Here is a 20,024-nt window from a genome sequence, read left to right on the forward strand (position 1 = left end):
GGCCGTCGGGGGCGAGGTACTTCTCGCACCATACCCGCAACGCCATCGGGACCGGGTACAGGTCCAGCCCTTTCTCGGTGAGCCGGTATTCGTAGCGGGTGCGGCGCGCGTCGCGACAGGCGCTGCGTAGGCTCGGCAGATGGACGCCGAGCTTGCGCAATGGAAGGCCGCGGGGAAGTCGTTCGACTACCTCGGCTTCGACATCTTCTACCGGTATGAAGGCACCGGTCCGAATCTCCTTCTCATCCACGGGTATCCGTTCAGCTCCTGGGACTGGGCGCTGATCTGGCCGAAGCTGACCTCCCGCTTCACCGTGATCGCCCCCGACATGATCGGCATGGGTTTCTCCGACAAACCCCAGCGGTACGGCTACTCGGTGCCCGACCATGCCGACATGCACGAAGCGCTGCTGGCGCACCTCGGCGTCGGCGCGGCGCACATCCTGGCCCACGACCTCGGGGTATCCGTCTGCCAGGAACTGCTGGCCCGCCACGAGCGGGGCGACCAGGTCTACGGCTCGCTGCACATCGACTCGATCACCTGGCTCAACGGCGGGCTGTTCGTCGAGGCCTACGAGCCTCGGTTGTTGCAGAAACTGCTGTCACGAACTCCATTGGGCGACATCATCAGTCCGCTGCAAGGCAGCCCGCTGTCGCGCCGGCTCTTCGACCCCACCATCAACGAGATGTTCGGGGTGAACACCAAACCGACACCGCACATGATGGACCAGTTCCACGAGATCCTGGACTACCACGACGGCAAGCGGGTCACCCACAAGCTCGGTCGGTTCGTCACCGATCGCTACACGTACCGAAACCGCTGGGTGCGTGCCATGCGCGAGACCGCGGTGCCGATGCGCTTCATCAACGGGCCGTCCGATCCCAACTCGGGACGACATATGGCACAACGCTATTCGGAGGTCATCCCGCATCCCGACGTGCATCTGCTCGCCGACGACATCGCCCACTGGCCGCAGATCGAGGCACCGGACGCCGTGCTGGAAGCGTTCCTAGCCCACGTCGGGCGATAAGGCCGCCGTCAGCACCGGGCCGGTCAACTCACGCTGCCACGGCCGCGCCCCGGCCTGTGTCAGGAATTCGTCGACGGCGGCCCCGACATCGGGCACCGGTTGCCAGTCCCAGCACAGCCGACGCAGGGTGTCCGGGGTCAGCAGGTTCTCCGCCGGCACCGAAACCCGTTCGGACAGTTCGGCAAGCCCGGCCCGCGCCTTCTCCAGTCGTTCGGCGGCCTCGGGTTTGCGCCGCGACCACCGCGACGTCGGCGGTGGGCCGTTCACCGGCTCGGTGCCGGTCGGCGGATCGGGATCCTGGCGCGCCCTGGCCAGTGCGTCCAGCCATACCTGGGCGCTGCGCCGCTGCCGGCTGCCACCGAAAATCGGTAACGCCGTGAGCTTTTCGACGGTATCGGGGTCGGCGACAGCGGCGCTGATGATCGCCGAGTCGGGCAGGATCCGGCCGGGCGCGATATCCCGCCGGGCGGCGATCTGGTCCCGGGTGGTCCACAGTTCACGCACCGCGGCCAGCGCGCGTGGGTTGCGCACCTTGTGGATACCGGAGGTGCGGCGCCACCGGTCGCGCCGGGTCGGGCTCGGTTCGACGGTGCGCAGATACTCGAATTCCTGTGCGGCCCACTCGGTTTTGCCCTGCTCCTCGAGCACGGCGGCAACCGCGTGCCGCAACTCCACCAGTACCTCGACATCCAGCGCGGCATAGTTCAGCCACTCCGGGGGCAGTGGTCGCTTGGACCAGTCCGCCGCGCCGTGCCCTTTCACCAGGCCGAGCCCCAGCAGCCGGCGCACCTCCTCGGCGAGATTGACCCGTTCGAAACCCGCCAGCCGGCCGCCGAGTTCGGTGTCGTACAGGCTCGGCGGTGCCATCCCGAGTTCGGCAAGGCACGGCAGGTCCTGGTCGGCGGCGTGCAGCACCCACTCGTCGGTGGCCAGCACCTGCGCCACCGGCGCCATCACCTGCAGCGGGTCGCCGCCGTGATTGACGGGATCGATCAGCACCGTGCCCGCGCCGGCGCGCCGGATCTGCACCAGGTAGGCCCGGTTCGAGTACCGGAAGCCGGACGCCCGCTCGGCATCGATGGCGAAGGGGCCGGTGCCGCCGGCGAGTCTCTCGGCGGCCCTGGCGATATCGCTCGGATAGACCGACACGTCGGGCACCCCTTCGGCGGGTGCCAGCAGTGGCGTGGCCTCGGGTTCCGGGGAATCGGCTTCGGCCTGCGGCGCCGGATCGGTCATCAGGCGCGCGTGCGGGAGCCCAGGCTGGTGACTCCCGCCGGGGGAAGGCCGGCCGCATGCTCGAGGACCTCGCAAAACGCCTGCACGTGCGGCCCGAGTTCGAGGTCGGTGGCGGTCCAGGACGCCCGCAGCTCCAACTGATGGGCGCGCGGGGGTCCGGAGATGTCGCCGTAGCGCACCGACGTGGTCGCCGTGACGGTGCCGCCCAGCGCCGTCACCGCCTCCGCGTGCGATCCCAGCGCGTCGACCAGCCAGCTCCACGCCACCTCGGGCAGCAGCGGGTCCACCGCCTCGGTGGAGTCCAGGTCGGCCTGGATGTAGGCGACCAGCCGCATGGTGCCGTCCCAGGCCTCGGCGCCCTCGGGATCGTGCAGCAGGATCAACCGGCCGAACGCGTCGCCATCGGAGCGCTCCGGCACGACGGCCGTCTCGGGGTGGCGGACCTCGGCACCCAGCGCGTAGCTGTACGGGGCCAGCCGCTGCGGGGGCCTGATCGGGCCCAGCTCGATCTCCGGCCGCACCGTCGCGGCATTCATCGCCGCGACCGCGGTACGGAACTGAGCCGGTTCGGCGGACGTCACACCAAATGACGCTAGACCCAACCGGCCCGACGGGTGCGCAGGCGCGCCGGATTTGTCCGTCGTGGCAACATGGTGGCCGATGAATACCCGCCGTGACCTGCCCGAGTCGCCCTTTCTCGCCGCCGCTGCCGGGCGTACGCCCTCGCATATACCAGTGTGGTTCATGCGCCAGGCGGGTCGTTCGCTGCCCGAGTACCGCGAACTGCGGGCCAACCACAAGATGTTGGAGGCCTGTTTCGACCCGGATCTGGTCTGCGAGATCACCCTGCAGCCGGTGCGCAGGCACGGCGTGGACGCCGCCATCCTGTTCTCCGACATCGTGGTACCGCTGAAGGCCGCCGGGGTGGCGCTGGACATCGTGCCCGACGTCGGGCCCGTCATCGACCATCCCATCCGCACCCGCGCCGATGTGGACACCCTCAAACCCCTTGAACCTCAACAGGTGGCGCCGGTCTCGCAGGCGGTGTCCCAGTTGGTGTCCGCGCTGGGCGACGTGCCGCTCATCGGGTTCGCCGGTGCGCCGTTCACCCTGGCGTCCTACCTGGTGGAGGGCGGACCCAGCCGCAACCACGAGAAGACCAAGGCCATGATGCTCGGCGACCCGGACACCTGGCACGCCCTGATGACGGCGCTCACCGACCTGACCATCGCCTTCCTGCAGGCTCAGCTCGCCGCCGGGGTGGACGCCATCCAGGTCTTCGATTCGTGGGCCGGGACCCTGTCGCTGGCCGACTACCGGGCCGCGGTGCTACCGCACAGCTCGCGGGTGTTCGACACTCTCAAGGGTGAGGGGGTGCCGATGACGCACTTCGGGGTGGGAACCGCCGAACTGCTCGGCGCCATGGGGGAGGCCGGGGCGACGGTGGTGGGGGTGGACTGGCGCACCTCGCTGGCCGATGCCGCGACCCGGGTGCGGCCCGGCACGACCCTGCAGGGCAATCTCGATCCCGTCGTGCTGCTGGCCGGTTGGCCGGTGGTGGAGCGTGCGGCGCGCGCCGTCGTGGAGGACGGTCGCCGGGCCCAGGCGGCCGGCGCCGGCGGGCACATCTTCAATCTGGGGCACGGCGTCCTGCCGGCCACCGACCCCGAGGTGATCACCGACTTGGTAGAGCTGGTGCATTCATTGTGAAATCGGCGTATTGCGTTGTCGGCGGCGGTGTCTCGGGTTTGACCGCCGCGTATCGACTACGCGTTGCGGCCGGCCCGGATGCGTCGATCACGCTGTTCGACCCGGCGGACCGGCTGGGCGGTGTGTTGCGCACCGAGCGGATCGGCGGGGTGCCGGTGGACCTGGGCGCCGAGGCGTTCATCGCCCGCAGGCCGGAGGTGCCCGCACTGCTCGGCGAGCTCGGTCTCACCGGACGGCAGGTCGCCAACACCGGGGCTCGTCCGTTGCTCTACAGCCAGGGCCAGTTGCACCCGGTCCCCACCGGGACGTTGCAGGGCATCCCGGCCCAGGCCTCCGCGGTGGCCGGCCTGGTGGACGATGCCACCCTGGCCCGCATCGCGGCCGAGCCGGGCCGGCCGCTGCGTTGGCGTGCCGGCGCGGATCCGTCCGTCGCCGAGCTGGTCGGTGACCGGTTCGGTGAGCAGGTGGTCACCCGGTCGGTGGAGCCGCTGCTCACCGGCGTGTACGCGGGCTCGGCGAACACCATCGGGATCCGTTCGGCGGTCCCCACGTTGGCCGCGGCCCTGGACCGGGGTGCGGCCAGTCTCAGTGCCGCGGTACGCGAGGCGCTGCCGCCGCCGCGGGACGGGGCGCTGTTCGGCGCCGTCGCGGGCGGCTACGGCGTGCTGGTCGACGAACTGGCCCGGCGGGCCGGGGTGCGGTGGGTGCAGGCCGGTATCGAGCGGGTGATGCGGTCGGCGCGCGGCTGGGACCTGGTCGACGACGAAGGCGGGCACTGGAGCGCCGAGGGCGTCGTGCTGGCGGTGCCGGCCCCGCGGCTGGGTCGGCTCATCGAGCACGTGGCGCCGCACAGCGCGGCGGCGGCACGGCGGGTACAGGTGGCCTCGTCCGCGCTGGTGGCCCTGGCGCTGCCCGGCGGGACACCGCTGCCCAACCAGTCCGGGGTGCTCGTCGCTGCCGGAGAAACGTTGCACACCAAGGCCATCACGCTGACCACGCAGAAGTGGGGCCGGCGCGGCAACGTCGAACTGGTGCGGTTCTCGTTCGGCCGGTTCGGTGACCAGCTGGCCCGCAGCGTGGGTGACGACGTGCTGCTGAACTGGTCGCTGGAAGACTTGAACCGACTGTTCGGCATCGTCACCGAGCCGGTGGACTGCCGGGTGCAGCGCTGGATCGACGCGATGCCGCAGTACGGCCCCGGGCACGCCGATCTGGTCGCCGAGATCCGCGGCGGACTGCCCGCGACGCTGGCCGTCGCGGGCGGCTACCTGGACGGTATCGGGGTGCCCGCATGCGTGGCCGCGGCCACCCGGGCGGCCGAGAAACTGACCGGCTCGGGCGTGGCACGATAGCGGTATGGCCAAGCTCGATTACGACGCGCTCAACTCCATGACCCGGTACATGATGATCTCGGTGTTCTCCGTGCAGCCCGAGGCGCTGGACGCCGACCGTACCGCGGTGATCGACGAGACCGCCACCTTCCTCAAACAACAGGAGGAACGCGGCGTCGTGGTGCGCGGGCTCTACGACGTCGCCGGGTTCCGGGCCGACGCCGACTTCATGATCTGGACCCACGCCGAGCGGGTCGAGGACCTGCAGGCGACCTACACCGCATTCCGGCGAACCACCCTGGGTCTGGCCAGCGATCCGGTGTGGAGTGTCGTGGCGCTGCACCGGCCCGCCGAGTTCAACAAGAGCCACGTGCCGGCCTTCATCGCCGGTGAGGCGCCGGGCGACTACATCTGCGTCTATCCGTTCGTGCGGTCGCTGGACTGGTATCTGCTGCCCGACAACGAGCGCCGCAAGATGCTCGTCGAGCACGGCATGGCCGGCCGTGAGTACCCGGATGTGCGGGCCAACACGGTGCCGGCCTTCGCGCTCGGCGACTACGAATGGATCCTGGCCTTCGAGGGGCCGGATCTGGCGCGCATCGTCGAGCTGATGTGGAAGCTGCGCTACACCGACGCCCGCCGCCACGTCCGGGAGGAGACCCCGTTCTTCACCGGTCCGCGCGTCGCGGTGGAGGACCTGCTGGCCCGCTTGCCCTGACCCCTCGACCGACGGGTCAGGCGCCGGCGGGCACCAGGCGCAGCGAGACCGAGTTGATGCAGTACCGCTGGTCGGTCGGGGTGGGGTAGCCCTCACCCTCGAAGACGTGGCCGAGGTGGCTGTGGCAGTTGGCGCACAGCACCTCGACCCTGGTCATCCCCAGCGAGTCGTCGCGGCGCAGGATCACCGCGTCCGAATTGGCCGGGTCGAAGAAAGACGGCCAGCCGCAATGGGATTCGAACTTCTCGGTGCTGCGGAACAGTTCGGCCCCGCAGGCCCGGCATTCGTAGACGCCGGGGGTCTTGGTATCGGTGTACTCGCCGGTGAACGGGCGCTCGGTACCAGCGCGGCGCAGCACCGCGAACTCGGCGGCGGTGAGCTTGTCCCGCCACTCGTCATCGGTCAGCTGGATGCGGGGTGCCGGCAGTCCTGCATCGGTCATGTCGCCACGCTAGCGCGTGGCTTGTCCTCCGTCATCCAGCGCGGGTCGATACCGGTGTCCAGCCGGTCGTCGGCCTTGGCGTCGGCGTAGCGGTAGTAGAGCACGCAGAACACCACGACCAGCATCAGCGACCAGCCGTAGGTGATCTTCATGTACTCCAGGAACCGCCCCGTCGTCGGCCATCGCCACAGCAGCCAGCGGTCCATGGTGAGGAAGCCGTACACGCCCAGCCAGGCCGGCCAGTTGCGCACCACCGAGTTGGGCAGCACCACCGTCATGAGGAACGGGAACAGCATCATCGAGTAGTAACCCTGCGCCAGCGACAACACCAGCCACGATGCGATGAGCACCACGCCCGACGAGGTCAGCATCCAGAACAGCGGATCGCGTACCCGGTAGTACCGGTACAGCAGCCACAAGCTCACCGCGGCGAGGATCACCGCGACCACCCGCAGCAGCAGGATGAGCCACATGGGCAGGCCGTAGTAGACGCCGTTGCCCAGGATCGACGAGTTGAAATAGTCGCGGGTTTCGAAGATGTAGGGCACGGTGTTGCGCACGAAGCCCATCGGGTCGGCCGACAGCGGCCAGGCCACCGCGTTGAGCACCAGCGGCACGGCGAACGCCGTCACCAGCGCGCGCCACTGCCGGTTCAGCACCGGCAGCAGCAGCAACGGCAGCAGCAGTGGTTTGACCACCAGCGTCAGCCCGATCGCGGCGCCGGCCCACCACTGGTGGCTCACCTTGCCCGACAGCAGCCAGTAGAAGAACAGCACCTCGGCCAGCAGCAGGCAGCCGTTGATGTTGGTGAACACCAGTGTGTTGGTGACCGATTCGGTGCAGTACATGGCCAGCAGCAGGGCGGGTAGTGCCACCGAGGTCAGCGAGAACTTGAACAGCCGTACCAGAATGCACGCGGCGATGATGACCGCCACGGAGTTGAACGCGACGAACCAGAACCGGGACGCGAACTCCGGCAGAAACCCGAAGGGCGCCAACAGCAGCGTGCCGCCGGGCGGGTAAAGGTAGTGCGGGTCGACGTAGTTGAAGTGCTCGTTGTAGATGTCCCAGTGCCGCCGGAAGTTGGATACGGCCCGGTATACCGGGCCGAAATCGTCGGTGATGTAGCCATTGGTGGACAGCACGTAGCTGCGGTGGATGATCGACATGATCGCGATCGGCCAGAGGGCCGCCCGGACCACATTGGCGGTGCTGGGAGCGGACGTGCGAGGTCGAAAGACGCTCAGGATGAGATCGGTTGGCGCCACCTGCGCACCGTACACCGCAGCGTGCCGGGCTCCGTTCAGGCGGGGCAGAACGTGTCGGTGTCGGGCAGCTTGCCGGTATCCAGGTAGCCGAGCACCGGTGGCAGCGCGCACGGGGAGTAGATCGTCGCGCCGTGACCGATGCCCTGCCAGATCACCCGCCGGCTGGTGGCACCGGCGTTGATGATGGTCGCGGCCACCGCGGCGACGCCCTCGTTGCCGATGATCGGGTCGTTCTGGACGCCGAGCAGCAGCACCGGGATCTTGAGGTCCTTGGGGTCTTTCGGGGCGTTGCCGCTGGGCCAACTGAGGCAGTTCACCATGCGCAGCGCGCCGACCCCACCGAACTGCGGGTAGAGCTTCGGCCAGGCGACGACCAGCTCCCGTACCCGGTCGGGGGTGGGCCGGTTGAGGGCGTCGCTGCAGCCGTTGACGAACTGGCCGTCGGTCTGGCGCATCGCGTCGGCCTGGTTGATCAGATCGTTCAGGCCGCCCGCGTCACCGCCGCGGGCCGCGGCGAGCGCGCCGGCCACCGCATTGGTGGCGGCCACCCGGTCACCGCGCGGGAAGGCCAGTGCGGTGCTGATGGCGTCGGCGACGGCGGCGACGCTGGCGCCGCCGGGCCCGTTGCCGGCGCGGGCCGAGGCCAGGATCGCGTCGATGGCGCCCTTGGGGTCGGGCCCGAGCGGGCAGTTGACGGCGGCGCACTGCGCGGCAAAGGCGTCCAGGGCGGCCTGCTCGCCCTTCACCTTCTGCTCCGCGGTGGCCTCGGCGTTGATCGCCAGCGGTAGCGGCGAATCCAGCACCAGCCGCGACACCTTGTTCGGGTGGGACCCGGCATAGGCCAGGGCGACCTGGGCTCCGTTGCCGATGCCCAGCAGGGCGATGGTGTCGACGTTCCAGGTGCTGCGCAGTCGTTCGATGTCCTCGGCGGCGTGTGCGTTGTCGTAGGCCGAGTCACCGGGGGCGATGGTGTCGGTGCAGCTGGTGGTGGCGGTCTGGGCGATGGCGCTCAGGTTGGCGACAGGATCGTCGCCGGACTCGAACTGGGCCTGGTCGATCATCTCCTGGCGGTCGTAGGCGTCGCGGCAGTTGATGGCCGCCGAGGTGCCGGTGCCGCGGCGGTCCACTGCGACGATCGGGTGCGTCTTCAGGACGTCGGTGCCAGTGCGGGTCAGCCAGGCGGGCAGCTGGATCGACGATGGCAGGTCGGTTCCGGTGGTCATCACCAGCGGCCCGGCGTCGGTGGGAGTGTCGGCCCGCGACGCCCGCACCACGCCGATCGGGAGGGTGCCGTTGGCGCCGCTGATCGGATCGAGATCGGCGTCGAAAGTGGTGCACTCCAGCTTGACGCCGGGGACCGGCGCCACCGAGGCTGCGCTGAACGTCTGGGCCGTGCAGTCTCGCCAGCCCGGCAGGTCGTTCTTCGGCACGGCGATCGGTGGCGGACCGGCCACCGTGCTCGTCGTTGGCGGCTGGCCCTGCGGGTGGGCGCCGGAGTCGGTGGCGTAGCGCGGGTTTGCGGCCAGCAGCGGAGCGCATGAGGTGAGCAGCATGACGGTCACGCCCAGACCGATGGCCGCAAGTGGACGCATTCCCGGGGCCGTACGCATGCCGACCACAGTAGCGATGGTCATCCGGTGCGCTGGTGCACTAACGGCTGTAGCGCGTGTACAGGTAGCCCTCCGAGTCGGTCAGCACGTGCCTGGGGGACAGGCGGCGCAGTGCCTCGCCCGGGCTGTCCGTGATGCGTTTGGCGGTGCCGCCGACGACGAAGGGGGCGATGGTCAGGCACAACTCGTCGAGCAGGTCTGCCGCGATGAAGGTGCCGAGCAGGCTGGGGCCGCCCTCGGCCAGCACCCTGGTCAGCCCGAGGCGGGCCAGGGTGGCGACCATGGCGTGCGGGTCCACCTCGTCGGGATCGCCGGCCGAGCAGTCGTGCACCTCGGCCAGCCCGGCGAGCCGGTCGCGCGCACCGCCGGCCGCGTTGTGTGAGGTGAGAACGAGCGGCGGCACCTCGGTGTTGGTGAACACCAGCAGATCGTTGTCGAGGTGGCCGGATCGGGTGACGATGGCGATGGGCGGGACTTCGGCCTGACCGCGGCTCTGGCGCCGGGCACGTTCACCGGCGCCCAGGTGGGCCCCGGAGTAGTTCTCGGTCCGGACGGTGCCCGCACCCACCACGACGACGTCGGCCAGTTCGCGCATCACGCCGAACAGCGCCCGGTCGCCGGCCCCACCGAGCCCGCCGGAGCGTCCGCCGGTGGTGGCGGCGCCGTCCAGGCTGGTGATGAAGTTGGCCCGGACCCAGCAGTCGGTGAGCCCGTCCGGATACGCGTAACGCTCGGTGAGCTGGCCGTCGGTGGTGCTCCCGGTGGGTTGCAGGGTTGTGAGTTCTGTCCCAGCGGCGGCATCCGGCATGGGGATCATTGCAGCACGTCGATAGGGTGCACGACATGCAAAGCGGCGCAGGTGTCGAAGCTCTGGTGGATCGGCACCCGAAGGTCACGCCGGAACAGCTGGTCGCGCGGCTGGTTCCGCCGCCGACCTTCGCCGATGTCAGCTTCGACACCTACCGGCCGGATCCGGCCGAGCCGTCGCAGGCCGAGGCCGTGGTGAAGTGCCGCGCGTTCTGCGAACAGGCGCTGGCCCGGCGGGCCGGCAAGAAGAAGCTGTTCGGCAAGCGTGCGGTGTTGCCCGGGGTGGGGGTGTATCTGGACGGCGGGTTCGGTGTCGGCAAGACCCACCTGCTGGCGTCCACCTATTACGCGCTGTCGGCGGCCGACGTGGCGCCGACGGCGTTCGCGACGTTCGGCGAGCTGACGCAGCTGGCCGGGGTGTTCGGTTTCACCGAGTGCATCGATCTGCTGGCCGAATACGTGGTGGTGTGCATCGACGAGTTCGAGCTCGACGATCCCGGCAACACCACGCTGATCTCGCGGCTGCTCTCGGCGCTGGTGGAGCGCGGGGTGTCGATCGCGGCCACCTCCAACACGTTGCCCGAGCAGTTGGGTGAGGGCCGGTTCGCCGCCCAGGATTTCCTGCGGGAGATCAACACGCTGGCGGCGATCTTCACCACCGTGCGGGTGGAAGGTCCCGACTACCGGCACCGCGGACTGCCGCCCGCGCCCGAACCGCTGTCCGACGACCAGGTGCGGGCCCGCGCCGAAGGGGTGCCCGGGGCGACGCTGGACGATTTCGACGGGTTGTGCGCGCATCTGGCCACCATGCACCCGTCGCGCTATCACGCGCTGATCGACGGGGTGCGTGAAGTGTTCATCACCGGGGTGCACCCGATCGAGGACCAGAGCGTGGCGTTGCGGCTGGTGTCGCTCACCGACCGGCTCTACGACGAAGGTATCCCCGTGCTGGCGTCGGGCACCAAGCTGGACACCATCTTCAGTGCCGAGATGCTGGCGGGCGGGTTTCGCAAGAAGTACCTGCGTGCCACGTCGCGCCTACTGGCGCTGACCGCGGCCGCGCAGAACGCTTAAACAGTCCGCACCATGACGTAGTCGTTCTCGATGTGCTCGCCGAGCCGAAAGGTCTTGGTACCGCTGACGGTGAACCCCGCCTTGGCGTAGAAGCGTTGGGCCCGTTGGTTTTCCTGGTTGACACCCAACCAGACACAGGCCGCGCCCAGTGCGGCGGCCCGCTGCAGCACCTCGGTCATCAACGCCGCCGACACCCCGGCCCCGTGCACGTCGGGCAACGCGTACATCTTGGACAGCTCGACGGCCGGCCGTAGCGGCACCGACGCCGCCACGCCCGCGTCGTCGGGCACGCCGCGAATCAGCATGGCGTAGCCCAGGATTCGGGCGTCGTCGCGGGCCAGCAGCACCGCCCGCTGCGGGTCGTCGAGGTGGCGCGCAAAGTTCTCGGCGGACAGGTTGGCGGCGATGAACGCGGCGACGTTGTCGGCAGACACTGCAGGCGGGCAGGCCAACGGGAAGGTGGTCGCGGCGAGCTGCGCCAGTTCGGGCAGATCCTCGCGCGTGGCGGCTTCGACGCGCATGACCCTTACGGTAGCGGGGTGCCCGGCTGCCAGATGTTCCACTGCGCCAGGTGCGTACCGGTCTGCGGGTTGAGCATCACGACGTTGGTCACCAGACCGCGGTAGACGTCCCAATACACCGCGCCGTCGACGGTCGAACCCGGGGGAGCGTTGAGCAGTGCCGTCTCCAGCGAGTCCGGGGCGTCGGTGTGCTTGGCGGTGTAGGCGTCGGCGTATGGGGTGACACCTTTGAAAGTGGTGGAGATGGAGAGCTGGAACGGGTTGGGGGCGGAGATGACGTGCACGGTGATCGGCGCCTTCCACGGCCCGCCGGTGGCGCGCCAGCGCGGCGAACCGTTCCAGGTCCAGCCCGGGGGGACGTCGGTGGGTACCACGTCGTGCACGGTGACGTCGGCGGCGAAATCGTCGAATCGCACGTGCAACGTGTCACCCAGATTGCCGATCGGGGCGATGGCGTCGGTGAACTTCGGCGCCGCCGATGCCTGCGGCGCCAGCCCGAACGCCATCACCGCCGTCAACCCAGCAATCATTGCCGCCATTGCGCGAAGCATGTCTGGCATCTTGGCACATGCCTTGGCGCGCGTCGGGAGCTTTAGTCGACCCAGGGGCCGTGCCCGCCCACCGCATCGATGCGGATCCTGGTCAGGAAGCCATCGGGAGCGTCCGCGGGCGGGAAGTGTTCCGCGGAGCCGAGCAGCGCGGTAGCCAGGTCTTTGAGCAGCTCGGGGGCCCCGCCCTCGACGATGCGCGCCGTCCCGTTCACCGACAGGTACTCGCGCTGCTGCCCGGGCTTGACCGGAGCCAGGATGGTCACGGCCACGTTCGGGTTGCGGCGCACGTTGCGGACCTTCTTGTAGGCGTCGGACAGGTGCGCGGCAACCAGTTCGTCGCCGTCGGGGGTGGATTGCAGGGCCACCCATACCACCGACACCTGCGGGGTGCCGTCCGGGTTGATGGTGACCAGCGTGGCGTCGGCGCCCGCCCCGATCAGTGTGCGCGCGGCTTCGTTGAGTGTCATGGCATTGTCTACTCCGCCGCGTCTTGATTCATTCCCGACAGTGAGGACAGTAGCGACACCAGATCGGTCTCGGCGCGGTTTTTGTCGATGCCGACGCGGTGCAGCGGGCCGGTGCCGTCCTCGGACTCCAGCAGCGCCAGCAGGATGTGCTCGGTCCCGATGTAGTTGTGCCCCAAGCGAAGTGCCTCGCGGAAGGTCAGCTCCAGGACCTTCTTGGCGGGGCCGCTGAAAGGCACCAGGCTCAGCTTCTCGCCGGTGTCGGCGGGCAGGTGGACCGCATCGCGGACGGCGGCCGTCGTGATGTTCTGCGCCTTGACGACGGCGATACCCAGCGAGCCCTCGTCGCCGAGCAGGCCCAGGATGAGGTGATCGGGGGTGATCTCGGTATTACCGGCGTCGCGCGCGGCGTCCTGGGCGGCGACGATCGCGGCCCGCGCGCGCGGGGTGAACCGGGCGAAGCCCTCGTTGGGATCGATGGTGTCGGCCTTGGGGACGAAGCGCTTCTGCGCGGCCTGTTTGGTGACGCCCATCCGGGCGCCGATGTCGGTCCAGGATGCGCCGGAGCGGCGGGCCTGGTCCACGAAATGGCCGATCAGGTGATCGGCCACCTCGCCGAGGTGTTCGGCGGCCAGCATGGCGTCGGTGAGTTGGTCCAGTTCGTCGTCGTGGACGGACTTGATGGCGCGGATCAGGGCGTCGAGGCTGATGGAGGATGTCGCGGACGGCGTATCGGTCATGCGTCAACCGTAGGTTGACTCACGATTGTCGTCAACCATGGGTTGACGACACGCCGAGGTGGGCGCGGCGGCCTACTGTGGAGGCGTGCGTTACTTCGTGATCGGTATCGGTGTGGTGCTGGCGTTCTTCGGGACGGTGTGGGGCCTGCAGGGCTTCGGCGCGCTACAGGGCAGTCCGATGAGCAATACCACCACCTGGTCGATCATCGGTCCGATCACCGCGCTGATCGGGGTCGGGATCGCGGTGTATGCCTGGCGCCTGCGCAAGTAGCGGCTAACGGCGCTGGCGTGCAGGCAGATTCGCCAGCGCGTCGTCGATCTGCCGCACCTTTTCGGGGTCGACGCCCCACGGGTGCTCGACGCCGACGCGGCGGTCCAGGTCCCAGAGCGCGCACTGCTCGCCGGGTTCGGCGACCAGCGACCAGGCGATGACGGTGCGGCGCAACTGCTCGGCCATCGAATCCGCGGTGGCGGGCGAATCACCGTCCGGGTGGTGGTGCAGGAAGCGGCCGTAGGCCCGGTCGCAGAACGCGGCGTAACGGGCGGTGCACAGGATCAGTCCGTGCCAGGCCTCGTCCACGGCATGCGACGGCATCCCGATCACCTGGTTGTCCCGCAGCGCCGCGCCGCAGCACCGAAGCCATTGACGCAGACCGGTTTCGACAAGTTCGCGGGGTTGCCACGGGCAGGTCTTGAACACCGCGTCGGGGAGCTCCAGGGCCGCGACGGCGGCGGCCGTCTGCCCGGGCTGGTGTCGGCGCCGCGTTCGCACGATCCCACGATAGTGCTCACAACGGGCCCGGTGGTCCCGGTGAACACATCGTGACACCGCCGAGTACTACCTGGACCTGCTCGACGAGTTGCGGGCGGCAGTCACCGAAGATCTCGCGCATCAGCGGGCGTCGCTGGCCAGATGCGAACTCGACGGTGTCGGTTTCGGCGTAGGTCAGGCGATGGCGCGGGTGTCCACACCGGCGTAGCGCACCATCCACCCGGCGGCGCGCAGCTGATTGTGCAGCCGCTTCGCCTGCCGTCGCACATCGCCGTCGTGGCCCAGGCTGGTGCACCGGATGCTGATCAGGAATGGCCAATCGTCGAAGGCGTCGAACTGGGCGACCGCGAACACCGCTTCGCCGTCCAGCCAGAAGCCGGCGATGCTGCCCAATGGGCGCGGGTGCTCCGGTGCGAGGGCAGACACCAGCGCAGCCAGCGACGCCGGGCCGCTCACCTCGAGGAGGTCTGTCATGACTCAACTTTCTCGTGAATGGGGAACCGGATTCAACCGGTTTTGGTGGTAGACGTCGAAGGGTGAGCGTCCGAAGGTTTGCGGTGCCGGGTCTGCTGGTCCTGGCGGCGATGCTCACCGCGGCGTTCGGCGTGGCGCCCTTCTCGCTGGCCGCATCGGCGGGGGTGGCGTTCGGCGGTGAGGCGGATCTGCGGGCGGCTGCCCATGTGGCGGTGCTCGACTACTGGACGGCCGATACCCAGAATCTGACGGCGGGTCTGAGCGTCCTGGTGGAGTTCTGGTTTCGCTTCCACCTCGCCAAGGCCGTCTTCGCGGCGCTCTTGGTGGCCGTGTTCATCGCGCTGGCGGTGCGCTGTTGGCGGGCGGCGCCGTGCGAGCGGTGGCGGCGTGCCGGCACCGCGTTCGGTGCCGCCGTCAGTGCCGGGATGGCGGCGCTCTCGCTGCTGGTGGTGATGGCGAATGTGCAGGGCGCGGTCGCGCCGTCGTCGTCGCTGCTGCCGATGATTCCTGACGAGGTGCGGAGCGGATTCGGCGCCGCGCTACGGGCGGGCGTGCGGGAGCCCGCGGCGTTGCCGGTACTGATCGGTGACTTCTCTCGATATCACGCCGCGATGGCGGTGGTCGCCGGTCTGGTGGCTGCGGCAGTCATCGCCGCGGCGGTGTACTGGCGCCGAACCAGGTTCGGGATCGTTGCCGCCGTGCTGGCGTGCGGAGTGGTCGTCATCGGCGTGGCGAACACGATGACCGCGCTGAATCCGGTGCCGGCTTTGCAGGCGTTCTTCGACGGCGGATGGTGAGCTACCGCGCGGAAAAGCCGCTGAGCTCGGAGAATGATGCTGGTGCGCGATACTCGGATTGAACCAAGCACCTCATGAATTGCTGGCGTGTCGCCTACCTGGACATATGCTCGGTCTGATCTGGGGTTATATCAAACAGTGACGTGAATGTTTGGGGTTGTTTGGTAGCTGTTGTACCCCCTTGGGTACTGTTTTGGGTGTTCCGCGACCGCGACGCCGCCCGCGCGGAACTGACGGAGGCCCAGAACACGCCCGTCGACAGCGGCACGGGCAGCGGCGGGTCAGGCGGTCCGTCGGGTGCCAGCTTCGGCCAGGATATGCTGTCGGGGCTGATGGAGGCGGTGGGCCTGGACGGTTCGGTGTTCTCCGACCCGACGCAGTGGGGTATCTGGAAGCTGTTCACCGGGGGAGCGAACTACCTGGGCGGCTTGTTGAAGAACTTCCAAACGAACAGCGGCCCCGCGCGTTTGAACCCGTACGGCGGTGCCCCTGGTGGTTCCCAGCACGGCCGTGGTGCCGGGTCGCCTGGTCCCGGTAACGCGGGCGACGGTGGTCTGGGGGCGTTCCAGCTGGGCGACGGCGGTGGCATGTCGGGGATGGGCGGCGCTCTGATGGGTGCCCTGCCCCAGGCCCGCGACTACCTGGCCGTCAGCCGCGACCCAAGCGGCTGGACCTATCGACGCCTCAATCACGTTGCAGGACAACGTCGATAACAAGACCTTCGGCGCGATGCGCGGGATGCAGCACGACCGGGTGAGGACCGCAGGGTCGGGCATGCGGGGACTGGGCGGGGGATTCTGATGTCGGCGGTAGGGAGTGGTTTCGGCCGGACGCACCACCACTACAAGGAACTCAAGCGGCAGTTCCGCAAGGACTGCGCGACCAGGGATTGGGGTGGTGGTTGTGTCCCAACCCCATCGACTACACCCTGGTGTGGCCCCACCCGCAGTCCTTCAGCGTGGACCACGCCCTCCCCGCGTCGACACATCCCGAGCTGGGGTAACGACGTGCTCGACTTCCGACCGGCCCACCTGGTGTGCAACCAGATGCGGGGAGACGACGAACCCCATATCGACATCGGCACGCCGTCAGAGGAGTGGTGATGGCCAAGAAACCCAACGTGCCGTGCGCCAACGGCTGCGACAGACTGATGTGGCCTGACACGCGAGGATTGCCCCCTGGGCTAGCCACGTGTCGAGACTGCCGCCGAGCCCAATGGGTGACGACACCGCGACCACCTGGGACCTACCGATGTCGAGTGTGCGGAGTGGAGGTCTCAAGTCCCGACCAGAAGTGCAGCGATCACAAGGGGCTACTTCGCCGTGTGTGTCGCTGGTGCGGCGCACAGTTCATCGGCCGCCGCGGCACACGCTGTTGTAGCGATGACTGCCGCCAAAGTAGTGGCGAGTCCCCGTTTCCGAGTCCACCCGGTTCTGGAGTCGGGGTGGTGTGATCCAGATTCAGTTGATGCTGCAGGCCATCGGGGTGTGGGTGCACCTGCAGACGGCAGCGTACTCGGACGGCGTGCGGTAGCCCAGGGCTGAGTGGCGGTGCCGGTGGTTGTGTTCGTCCTTGAAGTCGCCGATGACTACGCGGGCTTCGAGCAGGGTGTTCCAGTGGTTGCGGTTGAGGCACTCCTTGCGTAGTCGGTTGTTGAACGATTCGATGTGTCCGTTGTTCCAGGGCGTGCCCGGCGGGATATAGGACATGTCGAACCTTCCGTCGCAGAACTGTTGCAGCGCTTGATAAATGAACTCCGGTCCGTTGTCCATCCGCAGCACCGTCGGCGGGCCGCCGGCGGCGGTGAACACCTTCTTGAGCTCGGCGACGAGCCGGTCGGCGGTGATCGACCGCTCGACGAGGTTGAGCAGCGAGACCCTGGTGTGCTCGTCGATCATCGAGGCGATCTTGATGGCCTTGCCGTCGACGGTGGAGTCGAACTGGAAATCGATCGCCCACACCACGTTCGGGGCGTCGGCCTCGACCGGCAGGATCGATGACACCCCGGCCCGCTTGCGTGGACTGTGCACCCGCACCTGCAGACCTTCCTCGCGCCACAGGCGGTGGATCTTCTTCTTTTTGACCTCACGGCGTTCGTCGTAGCGCAACGCCGCCCAGGCACGGCGGAACCCGTGGCAGGGGTGTTTGGTGGCGTAGGAACGCAGCCCGGCCCGCATCTCGGTATCGGGATCAGCCGGTGTCTGTGTCTGAGGGAGTCGGCGGCAGGTGGAGCGGGCCAGCCCAACAGCTTTGCACGCCAACCGTTCCGACATACCCAACGTGGTGGTGAGCATGTCGACGGCGCGACGCTTGGCAGCTGGGCTCAGAATTTTCCCTTCGCGACCTCCCGCAACGCGTCTTTGACCAGCTCAGCCTCGGCCAACAGCCGCTTCAATCGGGCGTTCTGCTCCCGCAGCTCCTTGAGCTCTTTGGCGGCGTCGGTGTCCATGCCGCCGTAGCTGCGGCGCCAGTTGTACAACGTCGCCGGCGAGACTTCGAGCTCGGCAGCGATCTCCTCGCCGGTCTTGCCCTCCGCGGCCAACTCGTCCGCACGGCGCAGTTTGCGCGCGATGTCCTCCGCGGAATGCCGCTTCCGACCAGCCATACGTCCATCGTCCCTTCTCGCCCGACATCGGGCTACAGGACTCTAAAACCGGCCGGACTCATTCAGCGGGAACACGCCAGTAGGCCTCGGTCAAGCCCAAGAATTGCGGCGAATCGCAATGCGCAGACGCAAAGGGGTACGGCGTCCCTGTCGGGCTATCTCTCCGTGCGGAGTTCACGCGACAGCCCCACGAGGGTGACCTCAGTCAGCTTGCGAATGAAGGCGATGCACTGCTGAGCGTCCACCAACCGGATCGTCGGTCCCCCGACGGTTAGTGTCCTTTGTCGCTTGACTACATTCAGTCGAACAGCCTGGAGCACATCAACATCCGGCATCGTGTCACCGTGGGCGATAGCGTGTCGCACCTGTAGCCAGTCTCCAAGCCGCTGTTCCACCTGAGCAGGTTTCAAAGTGACTTGCCGTCCACCCGATTCCCTGACGCTCCACGTCCAGTGCGGCCGGGGATCAAACCCGACCTGTTGAAGCAGAACACGCGAGTTTCGAGCGTTTGGCGTAGTGAATCGGGTCACACTGCCCATCACCTGACCGCGGACCAACCGGGCGAACGCATAGTTCGGGTCCGATGGGTCCGGAATACCACGGTCAAGCATGAACATCGTCATGTCCTCAACGACCGCCTGCCAGCTGGCTACAGCCATCACAACAACCGCCCGGTTGACCGACGTCTCAATCCTTCGACCACGACCAGACGAGCCGACCTGCCGATGCACCTCCACCAGGTTGTCGCAGTGCTTCATCGCATCATCGAACTTCGTCTTAACCTGCAGTCTTAAAGCCAGACTCATGGCAGAAGCGTATTGGGCATCTGTTGAAGGGAACGAACCCCCATCCGGCATCGCCTGGGTGACTTCGGGGGCGAGCCGTCGCTCGCGGGGAGACTCGCGCGCTACATTCCGCGCATGGGTAACGAGGTGGAAACGTCGAACGGGTGGCGTGCAGGGTGGCAGGCCAGCAAGGGGTTCCTCGCGGTGTGGTTCGGAATGACTACCTTTTTGCTGGTAGCACTGGCGGTAGTCCAGGGACTGGACCTCCGATACAAGCACCCATGGGTCAGTTGGGGGACGATCCCAGAAGCGTTCGCGGCTGTCGGCACGGTGGTAGCTGTGGGGGTAGCTGTCGCGCAATCTCTGGTGATCAGCCGGCAGGCCGCAAAGGACGCAGTTGACACGGCTAAGCGGTTCGAAGCTGAGATCGCCGCCGCTGAAATTCGACACCAGGCTGAGCTTCAGCATCAGCGGGACTTAGCCGACCTACAGCAGAGCCTTCTCCAGAAGCAGGAACAACGCCGAGCCATCGTCGAAGTCGCGCGGGCTGCATTTCGCCAGCAAAGTCTGGTCGACACACTGTGGCAGCGAGTCCCAGAAATCTACGAACTCCTCAACCGTCAGGACAGAGCGGATGCCGTAAACACCATTTCTGAGCAAGTGGGTCTCGCGACCGCCAGCTTCACCGTCGAAAGCAACAACGCAATTGCTCTCTTCATTAACGAGGACGACGGGTTGATGGTCGGGGTGTTGAATGACGTTTCCGCAGCGGTGGACAAGCTGCGCCACACCGATAACTACCTTCGAAAGCGCTTGATATTGGGGGAGGAGCATCACCTTGATCCCAACGATTACCACGAGTCTCAGCTGGAGGTCCAAAATTCAGTGCAACGCCTTTGGATGACCTTCGCGCCCCCTCCCACCTCGACCGACGACGCACCGACGAAGGGCAATCCGCTTAATTGGCCATGTCATATCGTGGCAGACATGGCAGACGTGGCAGGTCTAATAGGGCTCTTCATGATTGAGGGTGTAGAACGGTCAGCTGCTGTCGGCCTGTGATTGGGGTGTCTGGTTGGCTGGGTGTGT

23 protein-coding genes are annotated in these 20,024 nt (G+C 67.8%); 9 read left to right on the plus strand and 14 right to left on the minus strand.

The annotated features are described in order from the left end of the window. The first annotated feature begins 139 nt into the window (after window positions 1-139). A complete protein-coding gene (locus AWB94_RS18450; protein WP_062656558.1) occupies window positions 140-1,030 on the plus strand; it encodes an alpha/beta fold hydrolase in 891 nt (296 codons plus the stop codon). On the opposite strand, the gene AWB94_RS18455 is transcribed toward AWB94_RS18450, so the two are convergent. Continuing rightward, window positions 1,010-2,266 (minus strand): HRDC domain-containing protein, encoded by a 1,257-nt coding sequence (locus tag AWB94_RS18455; RefSeq protein WP_062656559.1) that lies wholly within the window; start codon window positions 2,264-2,266, stop codon window positions 1,010-1,012. The two genes, AWB94_RS18450 and AWB94_RS18455, sit on opposite strands and share 21 nt — an antisense overlap. Beyond that, a complete protein-coding gene (locus AWB94_RS18460; RefSeq protein WP_234811785.1) occupies window positions 2,266-2,802 on the minus strand; it encodes a DUF3000 domain-containing protein in 537 nt (178 codons plus the stop codon). Before AWB94_RS18460 ends, AWB94_RS18455 begins: the two co-directional genes overlap by 1 nt. A gap of 124 nt (window positions 2,803-2,926) precedes the next feature. Between AWB94_RS18460 and hemE the strand changes: the two genes are divergently transcribed. The 3 genes from hemE to hemQ are packed head-to-tail and all read left to right on the plus strand — an operon-like array spanning window position 2,927 to window position 6,025. Further along, window positions 2,927-3,976: a uroporphyrinogen decarboxylase gene (gene hemE / locus AWB94_RS18465; RefSeq protein ID WP_062656561.1), complete on the plus strand. Its 1,050-nt coding sequence runs from the start codon at window positions 2,927-2,929 to the stop codon at window positions 3,974-3,976. Next, window positions 3,973-5,328, plus strand: coding sequence for a protoporphyrinogen oxidase (locus AWB94_RS18470; protein WP_062656562.1), 1,356 nt, complete (start codon window positions 3,973-3,975; stop codon window positions 5,326-5,328). The genes hemE and AWB94_RS18470 overlap by 4 nt, the downstream gene beginning before the upstream one ends. 4 nt (window positions 5,329-5,332) lie before the next feature. Beyond that, on the plus strand, window positions 5,333-6,025 hold the full coding sequence (gene hemQ / locus AWB94_RS18475) for a hydrogen peroxide-dependent heme synthase (RefSeq protein WP_062656563.1): 693 nt from the start codon (window positions 5,333-5,335) through the stop codon (window positions 6,023-6,025). Window positions 6,026-6,041: 16 nt separating this feature from the next. On the opposite strand, the gene msrB is transcribed toward hemQ, so the two are convergent. Genes msrB through AWB94_RS18495 form a run of 4 tightly spaced genes read right to left on the minus strand, consistent with a single transcriptional unit; the run spans window position 6,042 to window position 10,153 of the window. After that, a complete protein-coding gene (gene msrB, locus AWB94_RS18480) occupies window positions 6,042-6,467 on the minus strand; it encodes a peptide-methionine (R)-S-oxide reductase MsrB (protein ID WP_109762183.1) in 426 nt (141 codons plus the stop codon). After that, window positions 6,464-7,750 carry an arabinofuranan 3-O-arabinosyltransferase gene (gene aftC / locus AWB94_RS18485; protein WP_062656564.1) on the minus strand — a complete coding sequence of 429 codons (1,287 nt, stop codon included), beginning with the start codon at window positions 7,748-7,750 and terminating at the stop codon, window positions 6,464-6,466. The genes msrB and aftC overlap by 4 nt, the downstream gene beginning before the upstream one ends. A gap of 20 nt (window positions 7,751-7,770) precedes the next feature. Then, window positions 7,771-9,327, minus strand: coding sequence for an alpha/beta hydrolase (locus AWB94_RS18490; protein ID WP_062656565.1), 1,557 nt, complete (start codon window positions 9,325-9,327; stop codon window positions 7,771-7,773). 58 nt (window positions 9,328-9,385) lie between these two features. Continuing rightward, window positions 9,386-10,153, minus strand: a complete 768-nt coding sequence (locus AWB94_RS18495; RefSeq protein WP_062656644.1) for a pyrimidine reductase family protein — start codon at window positions 10,151-10,153, stop codon at window positions 9,386-9,388. Window positions 10,154-10,188: 35 nt separating this feature from the next. Between AWB94_RS18495 and zapE the strand changes: the two genes are divergently transcribed. Then, complete coding sequence (gene zapE / locus AWB94_RS18500) at window positions 10,189-11,226, plus strand: cell division protein ZapE (protein WP_062656566.1); 1,038 nt, start codon at window positions 10,189-10,191, stop codon at window positions 11,224-11,226. Here zapE and AWB94_RS18505 read toward each other — a convergent pair. Genes AWB94_RS18505 through AWB94_RS18520 form a run of 4 tightly spaced genes read right to left on the minus strand, consistent with a single transcriptional unit; the run spans window position 11,223 to window position 13,502 of the window. Beyond that, window positions 11,223-11,747, minus strand: coding sequence for a GNAT family N-acetyltransferase (locus AWB94_RS18505; protein WP_062656567.1), 525 nt, complete (start codon window positions 11,745-11,747; stop codon window positions 11,223-11,225). The two genes, zapE and AWB94_RS18505, sit on opposite strands and share 4 nt — an antisense overlap. Before the next feature lie 5 nt (window positions 11,748-11,752). Continuing rightward, on the minus strand, window positions 11,753-12,286 hold the full coding sequence (locus AWB94_RS18510; protein ID WP_234811776.1) for a hypothetical protein: 534 nt from the start codon (window positions 12,284-12,286) through the stop codon (window positions 11,753-11,755). Between the two features lie 53 nt (window positions 12,287-12,339). Continuing rightward, entirely contained in the window at window positions 12,340-12,765 is a 426-nt protein-coding gene (locus AWB94_RS18515; RefSeq protein WP_062656569.1) for a PPOX class F420-dependent oxidoreductase, read from the minus strand. Window positions 12,766-12,773: 8 nt separating this feature from the next. Beyond that, the gene (locus tag AWB94_RS18520; protein ID WP_062656570.1) at window positions 12,774-13,502 is read right to left on the minus strand and encodes a Clp protease N-terminal domain-containing protein; all 729 of its coding nucleotides are present in this window, start codon (window positions 13,500-13,502) and stop codon (window positions 12,774-12,776) included. A gap of 85 nt (window positions 13,503-13,587) precedes the next feature. Between AWB94_RS18520 and AWB94_RS18525 the strand changes: the two genes are divergently transcribed. Beyond that, window positions 13,588-13,773 (plus strand): hypothetical protein, encoded by a 186-nt coding sequence (locus tag AWB94_RS18525; RefSeq protein ID WP_062656645.1) that lies wholly within the window; start codon window positions 13,588-13,590, stop codon window positions 13,771-13,773. A gap of 3 nt (window positions 13,774-13,776) precedes the next feature. Here the strand turns inward: AWB94_RS18525 and AWB94_RS18530 are convergent, their stop codons facing one another. Together AWB94_RS18530 and AWB94_RS18535 are read right to left on the minus strand one after the other, a co-directional pair. Further along, a complete protein-coding gene (locus AWB94_RS18530) occupies window positions 13,777-14,274 on the minus strand; it encodes a UCP032817 domain-containing protein (RefSeq protein ID WP_109762187.1) in 498 nt (165 codons plus the stop codon). Window positions 14,275-14,448: 174 nt separating this feature from the next. Beyond that, window positions 14,449-14,748, minus strand: coding sequence for a hypothetical protein (locus AWB94_RS18535; protein ID WP_062656571.1), 300 nt, complete (start codon window positions 14,746-14,748; stop codon window positions 14,449-14,451). Between the two features lie 83 nt (window positions 14,749-14,831). On the opposite strand from AWB94_RS18535, the gene AWB94_RS18540 reads away from it, so the two are divergent. Both AWB94_RS18540 and AWB94_RS18545 read left to right on the plus strand, forming a co-directional pair. Next, complete coding sequence (locus tag AWB94_RS18540; RefSeq protein WP_062656572.1) at window positions 14,832-15,545, plus strand: hypothetical protein; 714 nt, start codon at window positions 14,832-14,834, stop codon at window positions 15,543-15,545. Window positions 15,546-15,742: 197 nt separating this feature from the next. Beyond that, window positions 15,743-16,258: a hypothetical protein gene (locus AWB94_RS18545; protein WP_062656573.1), complete on the plus strand. Its 516-nt coding sequence runs from the start codon at window positions 15,743-15,745 to the stop codon at window positions 16,256-16,258. A 747-nt stretch (window positions 16,259-17,005) separates the two neighbouring features. On the opposite strand, the gene AWB94_RS18550 is transcribed toward AWB94_RS18545, so the two are convergent. Together AWB94_RS18550 and AWB94_RS18555 are read right to left on the minus strand one after the other, a co-directional pair. Further along, window positions 17,006-18,150, minus strand: a protein-coding gene (locus tag AWB94_RS18550; RefSeq protein WP_409365969.1) for an IS3 family transposase whose coding sequence is annotated in 2 segments (ribosomal slippage) — window positions 17,006-17,886 and window positions 17,886-18,150 — 1,146 coding nt in all. Because the reading frame shifts where the segments join, the coding sequence is not laid out codon by codon here. Window positions 18,151-18,305: 155 nt separating this feature from the next. Then, window positions 18,306-18,956, minus strand: coding sequence for a hypothetical protein (locus AWB94_RS18555; protein ID WP_062656576.1), 651 nt, complete (start codon window positions 18,954-18,956; stop codon window positions 18,306-18,308). A gap of 114 nt (window positions 18,957-19,070) precedes the next feature. On the opposite strand from AWB94_RS18555, the gene AWB94_RS18560 reads away from it, so the two are divergent. Continuing rightward, on the plus strand, window positions 19,071-19,997 hold the full coding sequence (locus AWB94_RS18560; RefSeq protein ID WP_062656577.1) for a hypothetical protein: 927 nt from the start codon (window positions 19,071-19,073) through the stop codon (window positions 19,995-19,997). The last annotated feature ends 27 nt before the right edge of the window (window positions 19,998-20,024 follow it).

This window comes from Mycolicibacterium canariasense, assembly GCF_002101555.1.
GTDB classification, from domain to species: domain Bacteria; phylum Actinomycetota; class Actinomycetes; order Mycobacteriales; family Mycobacteriaceae; genus Mycobacterium; species Mycobacterium canariasense.